The following is an 18377-nucleotide window of genomic DNA, read 5'->3' as shown; positions in this document are numbered from 1 at the left end:
ATGTTCGCTCTCAATATATTCGATTTCACAGAAAATGTTCGGGAAGGGGAGAGTGGTGCTGAATTTAACGGAGCTTATTAAAGACTGGCCTTGTACGGTCAGTGGTGGGGAATTTCGAGTGGCGGTCACGGGAATCACAGAAAACTCGACACGGGTAAAAAAGGGGTTTATCTTTGTAGCGAGGAAAGGGTCTCGGAATGACGGTGCTTTATATATTGACGAAGCGCTTAAACGGGGAGCTGTAGCGATCGTAATCGAAAGCCTATATAGTAAAGAAATTTCTTCTGAAATCCCTGTCATCATGGTTCCGGATTGCCAACGCTTTATCGCTCATGCGAGTGCGCGGATCGCTGGAAATCCAGCGAGTCGATTGAAAGTGATTGCAGTGACTGGTACAAATGGGAAGACGACTGTCACTCATTTTATCGGGCAATTACTTAGTCATCTTGGAGAACGGACGGCCGTCATCGGTACGACGGGATTGTTTATCGATGGTGTGAAAAAAGATGTTGAACTACCGCAGATGACCACACTACCTGCCGAATATCTTCACCCTTTACTGAAAACATGTGAACAACAAGCCGTTACACATGTGATCCTAGAAGCTTCCTCGCTTGGTCTCTCTTCTCATCGATTGGATGCGTGTGAAATAGAGGTTGGTGTCTTGCTGAATATCGGCACAGATCATTATGAAGAACACGGCGGGAAATCTTGTTACATTCAAGCAAAAAAGAAACTATTCCAAATGGTGGATACGATGTTGATCAACTCGGATGATCTGGAATGTATGGAAATGGCGAGAGATTGTCCTGCATCGATTGTCTACTTCGGTACAGATCTATCTGCAGATGTCCAGTTATCCATCCTGGATTCGCAACTAGCGATTCCGGGTCATTATAATCGTATGAATGCATTGGCTGCCGTCAGTGTGCTTTTGGTCATGGGCTATCGTTTGGAAGATGTTTTGCCCTATTGCGCATTGCTCCGACTACCTGAAGGAAGGTTGCAACGCGTAGAACGTGATGGTGTAACAGTATACATTGACTATGCCCATACCCCGGACGCACTCCAAGCCGTCCTGCATACATTATCCCATTTATGTTATGGCCGTCTGATTACGGTTTTTGGCTGTGGCGGCGAACGTGATAAAGGGAAGAGGGCGGAGATGGGGGAGCTTGCTGTCCTTTATTCGGCAAGTGTCATCGTCACATCGGATAATCCGCGAAATGAAGATCCTGCAGCGATCATCCGGGATATTATGGAGGGGTTCGGAGGTGATTGTTCGGCAATTGAGGCAGTGCTTGACCGTAAATACGCCATTCGTAAAGCAATATTCAGTGCTGCACCGGGAGATATTGTGCTGATTGCAGGGAAAGGGCATGAAAAAATACAGCATACTTCAGAAGGTCAGTTTCCGTTTTCGGATTATGATGAAGCGACTCAAGCACTACTTGAAAAAACAACTTCCCCCCAATCATAAAGTGAAACTTCAATCAGTGGGGGGGTTCCCCATCCCCCGCTGATTGAGGGGAACACAAGCTAAAAGCGTCACGTCCTGTGACAACGCTTGTGTGACCAACATCGTGTTGGCCCGAACCAATCGGGCTTTTATCTTCCTTTAACGGATGTCCAAACTATTCGCTGAAGGAAGGCAACTTAAGTTGACGGCGTTCTGTAAGTGCCTTAATTTCTGCAAAGAGCGCAGAAATACGGCAAATCGAACCCTTCGCTGTTCGATTGGCAGTTGATCTCCCCCCTATCCTTATCGTTTTACTTAAGTCTTGAGGTGGGAGTCTTATTGCCCGTTAAAGCGGGATAAAAATAATCATCAATAGATGCATATTTGTAATCACATCTGTTATCATTGTAGAAGATGGGAGGGGATCAACCCATGATGATGAGCGAAGAATGGATCACCATCATCGAGAGTGCTGAGGAACTTACTCAAATGGTTCTTTCATCAGAAACCGTAAATGGCTATCGGAAAGCGCATGACGCTGTCTATTCAGACGCGGAACTCGTGAAAACGATCCGGGAGTTTACGGAAATGAAAGAACGCTATGAAGAAGTACAACGGTTCGGAAGATATCATCCGGATTATCATATAGTGATGAAAAATATCCGTGTACAAAAACGCGAACTTGATCTCAATGAGCGCGTTGCGGAGCTGAGGCTAGCGGAGAATGATGTGCAGTATATATTGGATGAAATCGGATCCATCCTTGCGAAATCCGTTTCGGATTCTGTAAAGGTTCCCGCTGGCAGTGCATTTTTCACCGACTCCTCTTGTGGAAGCGGTTGTGGAACAGGCGGATCCTGTTCTTGCTCTGCATAGGATGTGATGAAGAACAGGTTGCGAATCTGTCGGAATGTCGACAGATGGCAACCTGTTTTTTTAATCGGAATATTCTTGGATAGTTTCCATGATGCTAGTTGGGTGGTCGGTTACGAATCCGGAAGCGCCAGCATTCAATAGTTTGATGCAGGACTCCTTCTCTTCGATCCCTTCGAAATAAACGGGGATATTCAATTGGTTCAAAAATTGCATGAAACCTTCCAATCCGAGTGGAAATACACCGAGCTTGGCAGGAATTCGGTAAAAATCGGCTTTGGGATTGTAGAGATGTCCAAATTTGCTCGTATAGGAAGCATAGGCTTTCTTTACTTCTGAATCTCCGGCTCCGATGGCGACCCGATTCTGTGCGTATAAATTGAAGCGGTCAATTTGCTCATCGTAGATGCTTGTTACAGCGACACAGTCTTCCACGCCAAGTTCTTCAAGTAATCTCCAAAGCTTGGAAGGCATTAAACTTCCTTCATAGGTGTCTGGGGAATCTTTCAAGTTGATGAGGATGAACAGATGGGGATACAATTCCAAAAGTTCTTGAAGAGAGAGGATAGTCTCTCCTGTTCCTCGATAAGGGTGATGACCGGCTACGTCTGTAAAATGGTAGCCTGCATCGGCTTTTTTTAAGTCGTTAAATGTGTGATCGGAAATTCTTCCAGACAAGTCTGTTGTACGTTCAAGATATTCATCGTGAAAAACGACGATTTCTTCATCTTTCGTTAAACGGATATCGATCGCGAAACCATGAATACCAAGTGCAGCGGATTTGGAAAACGCGACTGATGTATGTTCAGGTGCTTCGGAAAGCCCACCCCGATGAGCGAGGACGACCGGTTTTTTGAAGTCAAGCGCTATTTTCCCTTTGCGGGGGATCGGTTTTGCAACGGCTTTGGAAGCCGCCCACGCAGCAACGCCAGCTGCACCGACAGTGAGGGCCACTTTTGTTTTTCTTCCCATGAATGATCCTCCTCAACAATTACAGATGTTTTTATTATAGAACAAAAGATTGGCGCTGTCAGTATAGTTCTGGACTCAGGCGCCCTGTGCTTTTCTTATTGCCTAGCTCCGACTCCCAGATGCTCGGGTCATAAGCCATTTTGGCTGTGCGGCATAGAGCGCTGCTTCGCCAAACCGTCTTATGCCTGAGGCTTGCACGATGCAAGTTATGCAGTCGTTGCGACAGGACGTCGCGCACTTAGACTGCGTTCCTTTAATAAGCAGGCGCCCTACACTTTTCTTTGGTTGCAGGGTATTTCAAACTTATGGTATTGTATGGGGTAGGAAAAGAGGGGGAATCTATGGTCGATCGTCAAGGTATTATTGTATACCTCCATCATTTAAAGCAGGCGAAATCGTTCCGGAAATATGGTCATGTCCATTATATATCGCGCAAAATGAAATACGTTGTCCTTTATTGTGACATGAAGGATGTCGACACGGTCATGGGTAAATTAGCTCGTCTTTCATCTGTGAAAAAAGTGTTGCCTTCTTACCGTCCATTTCTCAAAACGGAATATGAAAATGCTAAACCGGATAAAGCGAAAGAGTATGACTATAAAACCGGCTTATGAATTGACTCAATAAGCCGGTCAGCCTGTCGGCAACTATATTCAATCAGGCTGAAGGAATTTCTTTCAAGAACGATAGGAGGAAGTCTCATCTCAATGGTGGAAGTAAATGATTGAGTCGCAAGATTCCGATCACGTAATGATAGAATAATTCGCGTTCCTCGAATTCTGAAGAGTGTTTCAACTCGATGGTGGCAGGAGTGCTATTCGCTGATGCAGCCGCTTCTTCAAAAAGGATCCTTCTTTTCGATTTCACGTCTCCTTGCTGAATAATGCCTTCTCTGCAAATGTAAATCGGCATGAAGTGGTTCGTACTTACAGGATTAAAGGTCGCTGCAAGCGAGATTGCATGACCTGCTGGCGTAGAGGAGGAGAGGATGAATGTACCGTGCAACCGATCACGGTTTGTTCGGATCAGTTCACATAATTCGTAAACGTCTCCATACCCTTCGCCGAGCTCGATGAATCGTTGATGTAAAATCATACAGAACACTACCTTTCTAAAAACGTACGATACATAGCATAACATGCAACACACTGTTCCGGATATCCGATTCAGTTCAGATCGTGTCCATGCATAGAACTTTAACACAACGAGGTGTACACTTTGAAATACTTATTAAGGGCAGTTGCTGTCCTTCTGTTGGTCAATACAATTTTGATATACATGCATTATAAACAAGCGGGAGAAGCGTTAGCCAAAGAGGATGCTCATTTGACGTATGTGCAGGAAATTGAAGTGGTGAACCGTCCCGATGCTTTGTATATCCGCCATCATTTCCGGAATCTTTCGGAAGAGCGGCAGGAAATTGTTTGGCCTGCAACAAGTGTAAACCGCTCCTGTTACTTGGAAGAAGCCATATCCTGTGATCGTTTGGATGACAATATCACCGCCTTTTTGGAGGGCGAGAACGATAGTCAATCCATTTCATATAAAATACCAAAAGAGGGATCAATGCAAAAAAACGCGCTTTTCCATGAACCTTTCGCTACTTTGCATGGGATGAAGGCTGCATTCACATCGATGCACATAACCGATGAAACTGCAATTGGCGGGATTTGGGTAAATGGTTTGGAGCGTGTCGGCCAGGAAAAAATGGATTCTATCGATTATATGTTGTACCGAGGGACAGGAGAGGTTTTGGATCTGTATTGGCAACAACATGAGCTGCCACTTGTCTACCAAGGGGAGGCACTTTCTGTTTTTGGTGCAGGGGTTGAGGCTGATCGCTTCGGAGAGGTCGATGAGGCATTACAGGCGGTCGGAGCCGATCATTCGACGATTGTCATCGATAACGAAAATCCAGCTATGAACACAGCGAGGTTCATGATTTCAAGCCTCTCCAAAGTGGATCAAGTATCCGACCGGATTTTCACAAATCATATGCATAGTCGTTTTTCAATATCCGGCGCTGCAGAAACTGTGGAAGTGATTGCTTCGATCATGAGCGGAAAGCCGGTGGGGACGGATAGTACAAGTCATATGGTCCATACATTTTTTGATACGCTTTCAGAGGAAGAGTCCAAGCAGTTCCGGGAATTGTTGGAAGCGCGCGAAGGACAAGCGGTCGATGCGGCTGCTCTGGATGAGTTGGTCCTAGAGGTGACCGGGTTCAAAACAAAGTATTTCTCAAGGAATATGCAAGATGATTCCGTTAGTTATCCGTTCCTGTTTGAAGATCCACGGGAGGTTGCGTTGGAGGGGGAGGTACTTCCAAAGGTGCAGATTATCTTGAAAGACGGAATGGCTTATTATCCGGCAAAGCAACTTTTAAGTGGCGCCGGTTATGACGTCTCCTCCAATGAAAGGTCTATTTATATTGAAAATGAGCTCAGACAGTTCAGGTTTCCGAAAAAAGAGCTGTTTTATGTTTACAATGATCGGAAATTTAATGTTGTCACGATGCCATTTGAAATAATTGATAAGGAATTTTATTTTGAAGAAAGCTGGTTTAAACGTTTATTTCTATTAAGTATCGATAAAAGCGGAGAGACCATTCAAATTGTTCCTATTTCAACTTGATCCAGCAGGAAATCTCACTTTTATTAGAAGTGGTGAGATAGATGCTGTAATGAATTTAATCAGAGGGAGTTTAAACTCTCCGCTGATTCAAGTAGCCTCCGGCGGATGTCACAGATTTTGTAGGGAGTTAATTGCGCATATCTAAGTGCCATAATTTCTGCCAAAAGCGCAGAAATACGGCAAATCGAACCCTTCGCTGTTCGACTCGCAATTCAAAATCTGGACGCAATTACGCGGAGGCGTAATTGATTATTGTAGAGGAGGTGGCCCCATGAGGATTATCGCCGGTTCAAGAAAAGGCATTCCGCTAAAATCATTGCCAGGGACTGGTACGCGTCCCACGTCCGATAAAGTGAAAGAATCCATCTTTAATATGATCGGACCCTATTTCAATGGAGGTGTTTCCGTAGAACTGTTTGGAGGAAGCGGTTCACTTTCACTGGAAGCACTATCCCGGGGTGTGGACGAGGCCTACTTATTTGAAAAGAATGCGAAGGCTTGTGCGGTTATCGAGGCGAACGCGGAAAAAAGCAGGTTTACTGAGGCATTGCATATTCAGCGGGCGGATGCGAGAAAGGCAGTTCAAATTTTGCAGGAAAAAGGAGTGGAGGCGAAGCTTCTTTTCCTCGATCCTCCTTATGCCAAAGCGGAATATTACAACCTTGCGCTCGATTTTGTGGAGGCGGGATTGCTGTCGGATGTTGCGGCTATTGTATGTGAACATGACAAGCAGCTGGAGTTACCGGACGCATATGGTACATATCGTAAAGTGAAAAATGTAGTATATGGAAATATCGCAGTATCCATTTATGAGAAATGAGGTTATACGATTGGCGAAAATTGCAGTTGTACCGGGAAGTTTTGATCCGCTGACAAATGGTCATCTTGATATTATCAAACGTGCGGCAAGAGTTTTCGGAGAGGTCCGAGTTGTGATTATGCATAACTCGTCGAAGAATGCCCTGTTTACGGTAGAGGAAAGATTGGCCCTGATTGAAGAAGTGACGTCCGTCTTTCCGAATGTGAGAGCGGAGATGTCTTCCGGTTTGCTTGTCGACTATGCAGAACGTGTCGGAGCATCCGCGATTGTCCGTGGATTACGAGCTGTATCCGATTTTGAGTACGAAATGCAAATCACTTCTATGAACAGATTTCTAGATGAAAGTATCGAGACGTTTTTTATCATGACGAATAATCAGTACTCCTTCTTGAGCTCGAGCATCGTCAAAGAAGTAGCCAAGTATGGAGGGGCCATTTCTGGACTTGTTCCGCCACCAGTGGAATTGGCATTGCGAAAGAAATTTGAAGTATAAAAAGTTGGAAGTGGTTATGGTGAATGACAATTCGCCATAACCACTTTTCACTAATACGCTAAATAGAAAATGATAGGGACGAAAAGGATGCTCCATACGCGTCCCAAGACATAAGGGATCATTGAAATATTCCCTGCTTTTGCAATGACAAAAACTTGCATATGGATGCTTAGTCCATTCATTGAAATGATTGCTGCGATTAAAAAAGGGAATATTGCATCATGATAAAAGTGTTCCGTTGCCGATTGGACGCCTGATGTCATTTCAAATAGGGCCAAAGCAAACGTTTTGGCAATCCCCATATCAACCGTAAAAGCTGAAGTTGTGACCGTCGATAAGACGTTACCGAGTGACGAAAAGAAAATGACAGTTGTGGCGACAAGAATAATGACGGATGAACTCTCCTTAATGGCATCTAGAAGAGGTAGTGTACTGGAAGGCTTATGTGGCCTTATTTGAACACTTTCGGATTCGTTATCTTTTGCCATGAACAAAATAGTCAGGATGAAAAATAGCAGGTTGGCGATATGGATGGCAATTAACAATTTCCATCCATTGCTGACATTTCCGAAAAGCTCTGTGCCCACAAATCCGATGATGAACATAGGACCTGGAGCGTGACAGGCAGCTAACAGAAAACTGCTTTGCTTTTTCGTCAATTCCCCATTCTTCAGCATTTCAGTCACTGTAACGGCTCCGACTGGAAATCCCCCGAATGAGCCTAGCACATAAGCTTTTATATAACGACGCCATTTCGGTGTTTCTTTAGGATTCCCGGGCATTTTTAAAAGCCATTGTGTCAAAATGATATACGGTAACAAATAAGGGAGCAGCGCATGTACGAACAGCTTTGCACCGGCTACGGCTCCATCATGTGCGATCCCTGGTTGCAGGATGAATAGGATAATCAGTCCCCAAACGGTTAGAATTGAAATCATCGGATAGAAATGTGACTCATGCACTTCGCTCCTTTCCCATTCTTTTGTGGAGTCAGTGACCCGTACTAAATCTTTTGTCACTCATTTTTTACGATGCTACACTTATATATATGTCAAGAAAGTACAGGCTATTAATGGAGGTGCGAAGAATATGAAAAAGAAACGGTTCGGGATAATAGGTATCCTGTTGGTAATCGCTGCTATATTATTTGTCTACCCGCTTGATACTTACATATCCAAACCAGGAGGAGCATATGATCTTGCCCCACTAGTGGAAGTGGTTGGAGGAGATGAGGATGATCAAGGAAAATTCAATATGATGACGATATCCGTGGCGAAAGCAACACCGGCGACGTATGCTTACGCCCATTTTTCGGATAATCAGAAGCTCTTGCCGGCTCAAAAGGTGAGAAGGGAAGGCGAAAATGATAAAGAGTACAATCTCCGTCAAAAGAAACTGATGTCCACTTCGCAATATAATGCCGTCACCGTCGCATTTGAGAAAGCCGGTATCCCGGTCAATATCCAGTTTGACGGTATATTTGTCCTAATGGTTTTAGAAGGGGGAGCCGCTGATGGAATCTTGGAGGTCGGTGATAAAATCCGGGAAATAGATGGCATACCTTTAACGAAATCCAGTCTGTTTTTTGATCAGATTGCGGAAAAGAAAATAGGCGATTCAATAGAAGTCAAGGTTGAACGTGAAGGAAAAACATACGACTACACAATCGCTTTAAAAGAAATTCCGAACAGTGAAGGACGCGTCGGCTTAGGTGTCAGTTTCGAAGAAGACAAAAAGTTGGAGACTGATCCGAAAGTTGAATTTTTGACTTCGAATATTGGTGGGCCTTCCGCAGGGCTGATGTTCACTCTAGAAATTTTAAATCAATTAGTGGATGAAGATATTACAAAAGGCTATAATATCGCCGGTACGGGAGAAATGTTGGAAGATGGTACGGTCGGTAGGATTGGGGGCGCCGATTTTAAAGTCATTGCGGCCTCACGGAAAGGGGTGGAGATCTTCTTCGCACCGGATGATGAGATATCAGAAGAAGTGCGGGCGGCTAACCCTGACATCCTGACAAATTATGAAGAAGCTGTCAAATCTGCGGAAAGAATCGGCACGAAAATGAAAATCGTGCCGGTGAAAACAGTGGATGACGCATTGGATTATTTGGCGTCATTGAAAGAAAAGTGAACAATTCAACGGATGATAATCGGATGCCTATCGTAATCAGATCCAATTTGATTGTTGCCGATCCCCAGTGCGTACATGTTGGACGCATGAATGTCCATTTGCAGTGAAGGATCTGTAGAAGCGGCTGCCTTGCTTATAAGAGGCAGCTTCATCCTTTTTTTCGTTTCATTCAAATAGCGCTGCCCTGCCGCTGTCATACCGAGCAAGCGTAAATAGGAGGGAGCTGGCATCAATTGACGCATGGAATAGGTGAATCCGGTAAAGATATGGGTAAGCATGCGTTGGATACGCGTCCATGTATAACGTTTTGACTTCACTTCTTCCATGAAATGTTCGAATGTGCTATGAGTTGTAGCAGCACGGATGAACAAATTTTCAATTCCTTCGGTTATATCTGCAATCATTTTTAGTTGGTCCGGACCTTCCCGTAAAATCGTATAACGCAAATAAGGATAAAGTGTGGACCAGCTTCCGAATTGTCGCTGATCAGCTTGCCAGTCAAGCAGTATATCGCGGGTCGTTTCGGGAATGAAAGCATTGACCGCTTGAAGTCCATCTGACTGGAAAAAAGCCTTTCGAATGCCGGTAGCGCTGGCGATTTGGTTGCCCGGAATGGCATCATCATGGTATTGGGCGATGATGCGAGGAATGGTGATGGCTTGCATAGTAGAGCCGATTGCTTGCGCAGCTTCCATATAATGAAAGCCTAAAATGTTGTTCGGCTTGGAAAGGTCGGCAAGTGGTTCATCGACCGGAACGGTTGTAGCCACTGCCAAATAGGCCTCGTTCAATGCTTTTGGATAGCTGAGTCCACGACCGACCGCATCTTTCACTGCCTGTTCATATTGTCCGCCGGACTGTTGCAGTAGATGGAGGCTCCGTTGGAAGGGGGCGATGTCACCGTCTTCGCTGCCAAAGCAAAATGTGCTGCATCTGGCGGCGTCAAGTATTCGAATGGCCCCTTCTGCGAAGGTTGGGGCGTGGGCGGTTGCAAAGGCATAAGGGAGCTCAAAAACAAGGTCCACACCATTGTGTAATGCCATTTCTGCCCGCGCCCATTTATGGATGAAGGCAGGTTCTCCGCGTTGCAAAAAGTTGCCGCTCATCACGGCAATGACGATATCTGCTTCTGTTCTTTTTTTAGCTTGTGCTGCATGATAGAGATGCCCGTTATGAAACGGGTTGTACTCGACGATAATCCCTGTCGCTTTCAAAGCCATCAGTCCTTTGCTACAATGTATACTAATTATACCTATGCGGCTCATGAAGTGACAAGAAATTATCTTGACATCCCTTTTCACGCATTATATAATCAACATTGTTGTCTTGAGGTGATAGACATGAAATGGTCCATCAATCAGTTGCAGAGATACAGGCAAGGCGCGATGCCGCTTGACGAAGCTGTCGACCTTGAATCCGTGAAAAAACGGAATCCGGAAATCCGGGATATTACGCCTGTCCGCGTGACCGGAAGTTGTACGATCGGCGCCAAGAAATTGACATGCCGATTCCGGCTTGAAGGGACAATGATCCTGCCTTGTTCCCGTACATGGGAAGACGTCAAATTCCCGTTTACCATCGAGTCTGATGAACAATTCAGCTGGGATGAAACGGTTCTTGCGACAGACGATGAAATTCACCCGGTAGTGGGTGAAACAATCGATCCGACCCCTGTATTCGAGGAGCTCGTCCTCCTCGAAGTGCCGCTTCAGATTTTCAGTGAAAATGCCGATAACATGCAGCAGGTAGAAGGGAAAGGCTGGTCATATACGACCGACGAGGAGTACAATGCCAGACTCCAAAAGGAGCTGGAGACGAAAGTGGACCCAAGACTTGCCGATTTGGCCAAGTTTTTTGAATCCAAGGACGAATAGGCGATCGTAAGGAGGTGCCCCAGATGGCTGTACCAAAAAGAAGAACATCCAAAACAGTTAAAAACAAGCGCCGTACGCATTTCAAATTGCAAGTGCCAGGAATGACTACTTGTGATAACTGTGGCGAAATCAAATTGGCTCACCGCATTTGTAAATCATGCGGTCATTACAAAGGAAAAGAAGTCGTAGGAGAATAATCAAGATTCGCCTATAAAGGCTACCGGAAGACCATGGCTCCCGGTAGCCTTTTTCTATAGAAAAGCGGAAGGCGCCGTTCAGCCCCGACAAGCGCTGGAAGGCTTGACGATAAAGGCGTTTTTTGCCTTTATCAGCAAGACTGAAGCGACTCGAGGGGCTGGCGCCTGGAGTCTGGACAAAGAAAGCGCACTAGTGATACGGTTGATTGAAGAATTGAAATTCAATTGGCTAATGGAGGAATGGGTATGGATTATAACATTGCGATTGAGAATGGGATTGCGACATTTACCATTAATCGTTCTGATGTGCATAACGCAATCAATTCAACTGTGATGGATGGACTTAAACAGTTTTTGGATCAGATTGAGGATGATCAGGATATTGCGTATACCGTCATTACAGGGGCGGGGGACCGGGCATTTTGTTCAGGAGGAGATTTGTCAGAATTTCATGACTTACGAACAGCAGAGGAAGCGTATCCGATGTTGGGGGCGATGGCAGGGTTGCTATACCGAGTAGCGACATTGCCGATGCCTGTCATTGCGCTTGTCAATGGTACAGCTGTTGGTGGGGGCTGTGAAATTGCGACCGCCTGCGATTATCGCATCGTTTCGGCATCCGCGAAAGCGGGGTTCATCCAAGGAAGATTGGCGATTACGACGGGGTGGGGTGGTGCGACGCTGCTTTTTGAGAAAGATGGAAAGCATGATCGGGTTTTCCGCCTTTTATCTGAAGCTGAGGTATTTACAGCCAATCAGCTATTGGAGGCTGGTTGGGCTACAGAAATTTACGAGGGAGATCGGGAAGATGGACTTCAACGGTTCCTAGCGAAGATGTCTGCTCATCATCCTTCGGTCCATCGTGCCTATAAATCCGTTGCCATACGGAAATGGACGGCTGATTTCATGCGTGATCGCATGCTGGAAGAGGCGAGACAATGTTCAATCTTATGGGGAAGCGCAGCGCATCACGAAGCGGTGGATCAATTTTTGAACAACAAATGAGAACAAGAATATATTCGGGCAATCCTATCGGCAACTGTTTGTCGGAAAGGAATGCCTTTTTTGGTTAGTAGAAAAGGGAGAAATGGCTCTTTTTTCAGATAAAGGGTTGAAAACGGTTTCAAATATCGTATAAACTAGAGTAGGGGAATTGTTTACGATCAAAAAGTTTAGGGGATTTATTTGTATATAATATCGATCGTAAATTGTTTGAAAATCGCATTTTGAATGATGAAGACTTGTAAACGACCTGGTATTCTTGCTAGGATCTTCGCAAGTTCAAGAATCCTGTTTGTGAGTGGGTGGGGTTATGAATTTGGCGATCCGTTTGGGGACGGACGCCAACCATCCGACATATAGGAGACTCAGTTTCGTTCTAGGAGAATGCGGATAGAAGGTATTGGATTTGTTCACTGCGACGGTGAACAAGCGCTCAGTCAATAAGTTTAACCTTTAGAAATGAATACGAGAATTCAGGTGGATCACGGAATTGACAAATGGGAGGGAATGGAAATGGCGAAAGTGACGGAACAAAAGACGTATAATGAGAAGTTAGAAAAGAAATTGCAAGATATTTTTGCTGGGGGGCAGCCAAAATATCATGAAAAGTTGAAAGAACAGAATAAAATGTTCGTGAGGGACAGACTTGCACTTCTTTTTGATGACGGCATCTATGCGGAAGATGGACGGTTTGCCAACTGTGAAGCGGGTGATTTGCCGGCGGACGGTGTTGTTACAGCAATGGGGGAAGTGGACGGACAGACGGTTTGTGTCATGGCGAATGATTCGACGATCAAAGCCGGGTCGTGGGGATCCCGGACAGTTGAGAAAATTATACGCATTCAGGAGATTGCGGAGAAAAACCGTGTGCCGATGCTCTATTTGGTCGATTCTGCAGGTGCCCGTATTACGGATCAGCTGGACATGTTTCCGAATCGTCGGGGTGCGGGCAGAATATTCCACAATCAGGTGAGGTTATCTGGCTTCATCCCGCAAATTTGTATTCTTTTCGGTCCTTCTGCTGCAGGGGGAGCCTATATTCCAGCATTTTGCGATATCGTTATAATGGTGGATGGCAATGCATCGATGTATTTGGGCTCGCCACGTATGGCGGAAAAGGTTATTGGGGAAAAAGTGACGTTGGAAGAAATGGGCGGAGCCCGCATGCATTGTACGGTCAGCGGTTGCGGAGATGTCCTGGTGAAAGATGAGCAAGAGGCCATCGCGGAAGCACGTCGCTATCTGGCGTATTTCCCGGCCAACTTTACAAAGAAGCCTGCGTTGAAAGAGTCTGTTGAAGCAAAACAAGGGCGGGCGTTGGAAGCGATCATCCCGGAGAACCAAAATGCTCCATTCAATATGTATGAGGCGATTGACGCTTTGATCGATGAGGGCAGTTTCTTCGAGGTAAAGAAGCTTTTCGCGGGCGAAATTATTACAGGATTAGCGCGGATTGAAGGACAGCCGGTTGGAATCATTGCGAACCAGCCGAAAGTGAAAGGTGGTGTCCTCTTCGTCGATTCGGCAGATAAAGCGGCGAAATTCATCAATCTTTGTGATGCATTTTCCATTCCGCTACTGTTTCTTGCCGATGTTCCAGGCTTTATGATCGGGACGAAAGTGGAAAGGGATGGGATTATCCGTCATGGAGCGAAGTTAATCATGGCCATGAGCTCCGCGACTGTGCCGAAAATTTCCGTCATTGTCCGCAAGGCATATGGAGCAGGGCTTTACGCGATGGCGGGTCCGGCATTCGAGCCGGATGTCTGTATTGCGCTACCGACTGCGCAAATCGCGGTTATGGGGCCGGAAGCTGCGGTCAATGCCGTGTACTCGAACAAAATCGAGGCGATCGAGGATCCAAAAGAACGGATCACTTTTGTGCAGGAGAAACATAAGGAATACAAAGAGGAAATCGATATTTACAAACTGGCCTCTGAGATGATCATTGACGAGATTGTAGCACCATCCAGCTTGCGGGCTGTACTGGCGGATCGCTTCCGCTTCTATAGCACGAAAGAAGTTCAGCAACCACCGAGAAAACACCCAGTTTATCCTGTATAATAGATTCATTCAACTGATAGAGGGTCCGCCGACTGACAGGTGGACCTTCTTATTCGATAGGGGGATACATATGGATGTGGTCGTTGCGGGAGCAGGTTCGATCGGCTTGCTGATCGGCTCCTATTTTGCGGAAGCGGGAATGGATGTGACTTTCTACGTTAGACGGGAAGAGCAAGCACAACTTATACGGACGGAAGGGATTCAACGTATCGAGCAAGATGGCACGAAGAAAGTATTCTGTGCGCAGGCGACAACGGATATACATAGACTTCCTGCGGCCCCATGGATTGTTGCAGTTAAATTTTCTGGAGTGGAAGAGCTGTTAATGACGATGCAGCAGGCGAAGGTCAATCCGCCTGTTCTGTTTGTTCAGAATGGGATCGGTCACTTGGAGCTTGTCGAGCGTTCAGCTTTGCGCCATGTCGTTTTTGCTACGGTTGAGCACGGCGCGGGGCGCTGTGATGACCGTACTGTCTCCCATAACGGAGTCGGGAATCTGACGCGGGCTGTATTTCGAGGAGACGAAAGGTTATTTGAATTCCTAAGACGTGCAGCTGCAAGGGACTTCCCTGTTGTGTATCATCCAGACGCGGAACAGATCCTGATGCGCAAAGTGCTGATCAATTGTATGATCAATCCGCTCACTGCCATCTTACAAGTGAAAAATGGAGAACTATTGAAAAATCCCTACTGCTTGAGGATGTTCAAGAGATTGTATGAGGAACTGATAGATGCATTTCCGGAAATGGCCCAGGTGCTTCCATATGAAGCGGTGACGAAGGTTTGTATGAAGACAGCAGATAACCAGTCATCAATGTTAGTGGATCATTTAGCCGGTCGGCCGATGGAAGTAAACACGATTGTTTCAGCGGTACGTGTCATGGCGGAAAAACGCAACAAAAAGTTGCCAATTTTAACCTCATTGGAAATGATATTGTATGCGATGGATTGGAAAGGGGAAGGGGAATGGCAGGACTGATATCGGCAATTTGGGGAATACTCATCTTATTCCCATTTATCGTCACCATTGTGTTTTTGATTGTTGCCCGAAAAATGGGCAAAGCCCCTGCCGGAGTTATTGGACTCGCAGCGGATGTGACGACGCCGTTTCTCTTCATCGCAGTCTATATCATCTGCATGACGACCTTTGGGAAAGGAGCCGGAATTTACATTGCAGGACTTGCTATTGTTATTGCGATTATCCATGTTGTCATCGAACGCCTCAAGGTGAAAGAATTTCGGATTATCCGCCTGTTGCGAAGAACATGGCGCTTTTACTTTTTGCTATTATTCATCGCTTATTTCCTTTTGATCATGACGGGGACCGTTTTAAAAATAATTGAGTATATGACATGAAAAGAAGAATTTCTGGAGCGTTTGTTTTTCAATCTTATGGCATGGAATGCTATACTCACTTCATATCAAAAGTGACAAAGGGGCATGCACGATGGAATTGGAAGGATTAGCATTACAAGAAACAAACAAAGTAATGCAAGCTTATCAGCATGATAAAGAGTTTTTACATACGTTTTTTGATTACGAAAATGAAGATCGTGCCTATATCGATCGGTTAGAGGAGCTGGCGTCCCGCGGATTTGAAAGGCAGCAACTTGCCGGGATCGTGCGCGCATTCATGGAGCGTTTCGGCATTTCGGAACAGGCGGATCAGCATATTGAGGAATTAGCGGATGATGCCGTTGCTGTTGTCGGAGGACAACAAGCGGGCATTATGACCGGTCCACTCTATTCTGTGCATAAGGCGATTACGGTTATCCTCCTTGCCAAGAAGAAACGCGCCGAGCTGGGCGTTCCGGTAGTACCTGTCTTTTGGGTTGCAGGCGAAGATCATGATTTGAATGAGATCAATCATGTGTACACGGAGTTGGATGGCCGGGCAGTGAAACATCAATTCCGGGACAAATTTGTACTGAAATGGATGGCCTCGGATGCGTCATATGATAAAAAGCAGATGGAAGCCTTCGTAAAAAGCATTTTTGGAAAGTATGGAGAAACCATCTATACGAAAGGTTTGCTGGAGGAAGTTTTAAACGCTGTCCATCAGGAACAGACTTTTACACAATTTTTCGTCCGCCTGATGAACGGCTTTTTCCAGAAGGAAGGATTATTGTTCATCGATTCGGCATTCAAGCCGTTGCGGGAACTCGAATCGGCCTATTTTATCCGCTTGATCGAGGAGTCGGAAATCGTCGCGGAGATGATTTACAACAAGGAAGCGCATTTTACCGAACTTGGATTAGGAACACCTATTCAAGCGGAATTGGATGCAGCGAATCTATTTTATATCCATGAAACAGGGCGTGTGCTATTAAAAAGAAAAGATGGACTTTTCGTCAATGACAGCACAGGTATCCATTTTACGAAAGAAGAAATGCTTCGGATTGCTAAAGAAGAGCCTTGGCTTCTCAGTAATAATGTTGCAACAAGACCGCTCATGCAAGATCTGGTTTTCCCTGTGCTGGCATTTGTGGGAGGTCCGGGGGAAATCGCCTACTGGGCATTGCTAAAAGACGCATTTCATCATTTACAGATGAAAATGCCAATCATCGTCCGACGCATGTCCATCACACTCGTGACGCCACAAGTAAAACATGCGTTGGAAGGGAAAGCATTCACTGTAGAAGATGTCATGTTAGGGCAAGTGTCCATTGCAAAAGAGCAGTTTACCGAAGGATTGAAAAATGATCAATTTGAAGCCGTCGTACAGGAAACAGAAGCCCTCCTTACGGAACAATATCGTAAAATTGAAGAGGTCACCGATCGTCAAGGACCTATGTTGCAGGAAATATTAACGAAGAATCTTCAGTTTCATACAAAACAATTGAACTATTTAAAAGGGAAAGCTGAGGAAGCGACCGTATTGAAGCATGCGACCGCCTTGAGGACTTACAGTTTACTGGAAGGAGAATTATTTCCAGAAGGGATCTTGCAGGAAAGGCTGTATACGCCATATGCCTATATGAATGCTTACGGTCCGTCACTGATTCAAGACATTTGCGAATTGCCATTCGAAATGGATGGCACGCATAAAATTATCTATCTATGATTGTTCAAAAAAACTCTTGTCTGCACATGGTGTGGGCAAGGGTTTTTTTGAATTGGATTTAGAGTGAAATGTCAAAATGGAACGACTTCTATTCAAGCGGTCATTCTAGTCCAAAAAAACGGGTAGAATCAGCCTTTGTTCCGTTAGATTTCATTGAAACAAGTACTATTGACACATTTTCAAATGAAAAACAAAAAAACACGGGAAATTGGTGGAGGAAAGTGGGGGGATGTGGTACATTAATTTCATATAGTGGGGTGAAGAGTATGTTCATGGGCGAATATCAGCATACTATCGATACAAAAGGTCGCCTGATCGTTCCCTCTAAGTTTCGGGAACACCTCGGGGCAGGCTTTGTATTGACCCGCGGCTTGGACAATTGTCTCTTCGGTTACCCGATGGATGAATGGAAACGGCTCGAAGAAAAGCTGAAAGCATTGCCTGTGACCAAAAAGGATGCCCGTGCCTTCACTCGTTTCTTCTTTTCAGGAGCTACGGAAGTTGAATTGGACAAGCAGGGTCGCATCAATATTCCTTCATCGTTACTCCACTATGCGAAAGTTGAGAAAGAATGTGTCGTCCTTGGTGTTTCAAGCCGTATTGAAATTTGGGCCAAGTCACTTTGGGAAGAATATTACGAGCAATCCGAGCAATCGTTCAGCGAAATTGCGGAAAACATCATTGATTTTGATTTTTAAACAAAAGCGCAGAGCGTCTGGCGCCCGGATTCTAGACGAAAACAAAAGCGCAGGGCGCAGCATGTTAAAACACTTGAAAGAAAGAAGGCGG

The 18377-nt window shown here is 45.4% G+C and carries 19 protein-coding genes; 15 read left to right on the top strand and 4 right to left on the bottom strand.

Annotated features, from left to right (window positions below):
- The first annotated feature begins 55 nt into the window (after nt 1-55).
- Both ACFPRA_RS06585 and ACFPRA_RS06580 read left to right on the top strand, forming a co-directional pair.
- Nucleotides 56-1480, top strand: a complete 1425-nt coding sequence (locus tag ACFPRA_RS06585; RefSeq protein ID WP_381431923.1) for a UDP-N-acetylmuramoyl-L-alanyl-D-glutamate--2,6-diaminopimelate ligase — start codon at nt 56-58, stop codon at nt 1478-1480.
- A 411-nt stretch (nt 1481-1891) separates the two neighbouring features.
- Nucleotides 1892-2335, top strand: coding sequence for a YlbF/YmcA family competence regulator (locus ACFPRA_RS06580; protein WP_381431922.1), 444 nt, complete (start codon nt 1892-1894; stop codon nt 2333-2335).
- A 60-nt stretch (nt 2336-2395) separates the two neighbouring features.
- On the opposite strand, the gene ACFPRA_RS06575 is transcribed toward ACFPRA_RS06580, so the two are convergent.
- Entirely contained in the window at nt 2396-3304 is a 909-nt protein-coding gene (locus ACFPRA_RS06575; protein WP_381431920.1) for a glycerophosphodiester phosphodiesterase family protein, read from the bottom strand.
- Between the two features lie 341 nt (nt 3305-3645).
- On the opposite strand from ACFPRA_RS06575, the gene ACFPRA_RS06570 reads away from it, so the two are divergent.
- On the top strand, nt 3646-3918 hold the full coding sequence (locus tag ACFPRA_RS06570) for a YlbG family protein (protein WP_381431918.1): 273 nt from the start codon (nt 3646-3648) through the stop codon (nt 3916-3918).
- Nucleotides 3919-4003: 85 nt separating this feature from the next.
- Here ACFPRA_RS06570 and ACFPRA_RS06565 read toward each other — a convergent pair whose 3' ends face one another.
- A complete protein-coding gene (locus ACFPRA_RS06565; protein ID WP_381431916.1) occupies nt 4004-4399 on the bottom strand; it encodes a DUF7147 family protein in 396 nt (131 codons plus the stop codon).
- 123 nt (nt 4400-4522) lie between these two features.
- Between ACFPRA_RS06565 and ACFPRA_RS06560 the strand changes: the two genes are divergently transcribed.
- The 3 genes from ACFPRA_RS06560 (at nt 4523) to coaD (ending at nt 7251) form a co-directional block, all read left to right on the top strand.
- The gene (locus tag ACFPRA_RS06560) at nt 4523-5938 is read left to right on the top strand and encodes a hypothetical protein (RefSeq protein ID WP_381431914.1); all 1416 of its coding nucleotides are present in this window, start codon (nt 4523-4525) and stop codon (nt 5936-5938) included.
- A 271-nt stretch (nt 5939-6209) separates the two neighbouring features.
- On the top strand, nt 6210-6758 hold the full coding sequence (gene rsmD, locus ACFPRA_RS06555; RefSeq protein ID WP_381431912.1) for a 16S rRNA (guanine(966)-N(2))-methyltransferase RsmD: 549 nt from the start codon (nt 6210-6212) through the stop codon (nt 6756-6758).
- A 10-nt stretch (nt 6759-6768) separates the two neighbouring features.
- A complete protein-coding gene (gene coaD / locus ACFPRA_RS06550; protein WP_381431910.1) occupies nt 6769-7251 on the top strand; it encodes a pantetheine-phosphate adenylyltransferase in 483 nt (160 codons plus the stop codon).
- A gap of 50 nt (nt 7252-7301) precedes the next feature.
- Here the strand turns inward: coaD and ACFPRA_RS06545 are convergent, their stop codons facing one another.
- Nucleotides 7302-8213 carry a hypothetical protein gene (locus ACFPRA_RS06545; RefSeq protein ID WP_381431908.1) on the bottom strand — a complete coding sequence of 304 codons (912 nt, stop codon included), beginning with the start codon at nt 8211-8213 and terminating at the stop codon, nt 7302-7304.
- A gap of 127 nt (nt 8214-8340) precedes the next feature.
- Here ACFPRA_RS06545 and ACFPRA_RS06540 point away from each other — a divergent pair, with 127 nt between their 5' ends.
- Nucleotides 8341-9387, top strand: a complete 1047-nt coding sequence (locus tag ACFPRA_RS06540) for a SepM family pheromone-processing serine protease (protein ID WP_381431906.1) — start codon at nt 8341-8343, stop codon at nt 9385-9387.
- A gap of 5 nt (nt 9388-9392) precedes the next feature.
- Here the strand turns inward: ACFPRA_RS06540 and ACFPRA_RS06535 are convergent, their stop codons facing one another.
- On the bottom strand, nt 9393-10607 hold the full coding sequence (locus ACFPRA_RS06535) for a nucleotidyltransferase (RefSeq protein WP_381431903.1): 1215 nt from the start codon (nt 10605-10607) through the stop codon (nt 9393-9395).
- A gap of 120 nt (nt 10608-10727) precedes the next feature.
- On the opposite strand from ACFPRA_RS06535, the gene ACFPRA_RS06530 reads away from it, so the two are divergent.
- The 8 genes from ACFPRA_RS06530 (at nt 10728) to mraZ (ending at nt 18286) form a co-directional block, all read left to right on the top strand.
- Nucleotides 10728-11261 carry a YceD family protein gene (locus ACFPRA_RS06530; RefSeq protein ID WP_381431900.1) on the top strand — a complete coding sequence of 178 codons (534 nt, stop codon included), beginning with the start codon at nt 10728-10730 and terminating at the stop codon, nt 11259-11261.
- Between the two features lie 23 nt (nt 11262-11284).
- Nucleotides 11285-11458: a 50S ribosomal protein L32 gene (gene rpmF, locus ACFPRA_RS06525; RefSeq protein WP_239388928.1), complete on the top strand. Its 174-nt coding sequence runs from the start codon at nt 11285-11287 to the stop codon at nt 11456-11458.
- A 246-nt stretch (nt 11459-11704) separates the two neighbouring features.
- On the top strand, nt 11705-12463 hold the full coding sequence (locus ACFPRA_RS06520; RefSeq protein WP_381431898.1) for an enoyl-CoA hydratase/isomerase family protein: 759 nt from the start codon (nt 11705-11707) through the stop codon (nt 12461-12463).
- Between the two features lie 510 nt (nt 12464-12973).
- Complete coding sequence (locus tag ACFPRA_RS06515) at nt 12974-14524, top strand: acyl-CoA carboxylase subunit beta (protein ID WP_381431896.1); 1551 nt, start codon at nt 12974-12976, stop codon at nt 14522-14524.
- A 70-nt stretch (nt 14525-14594) separates the two neighbouring features.
- Entirely contained in the window at nt 14595-15503 is a 909-nt protein-coding gene (locus ACFPRA_RS06510) for a 2-dehydropantoate 2-reductase (protein ID WP_381431894.1), read from the top strand.
- Nucleotides 15491-15880 (top strand): DUF3397 family protein, encoded by a 390-nt coding sequence (locus ACFPRA_RS06505; protein ID WP_381431892.1) that lies wholly within the window; start codon nt 15491-15493, stop codon nt 15878-15880. The genes ACFPRA_RS06510 and ACFPRA_RS06505 overlap by 13 nt, the downstream gene beginning before the upstream one ends.
- Before the next feature lie 91 nt (nt 15881-15971).
- Nucleotides 15972-17588 carry a bacillithiol biosynthesis cysteine-adding enzyme BshC gene (bshC, locus tag ACFPRA_RS06500; RefSeq protein WP_381431890.1) on the top strand — a complete coding sequence of 539 codons (1617 nt, stop codon included), beginning with the start codon at nt 15972-15974 and terminating at the stop codon, nt 17586-17588.
- Nucleotides 17589-17854: 266 nt separating this feature from the next.
- Nucleotides 17855-18286: a division/cell wall cluster transcriptional repressor MraZ gene (mraZ, locus tag ACFPRA_RS06495; RefSeq protein WP_239388922.1), complete on the top strand. Its 432-nt coding sequence runs from the start codon at nt 17855-17857 to the stop codon at nt 18284-18286.
- Nucleotides 18287-18377 lie beyond the last annotated feature (91 nt).

This window comes from Sporosarcina soli, assembly GCF_042655805.1.
Taxonomy (GTDB): Bacteria; Bacillota; Bacilli; order Bacillales_A; family Planococcaceae; genus Sporosarcina; species Sporosarcina soli.
This window is presented reverse-complemented; position numbering and strand designations above follow the sequence as displayed.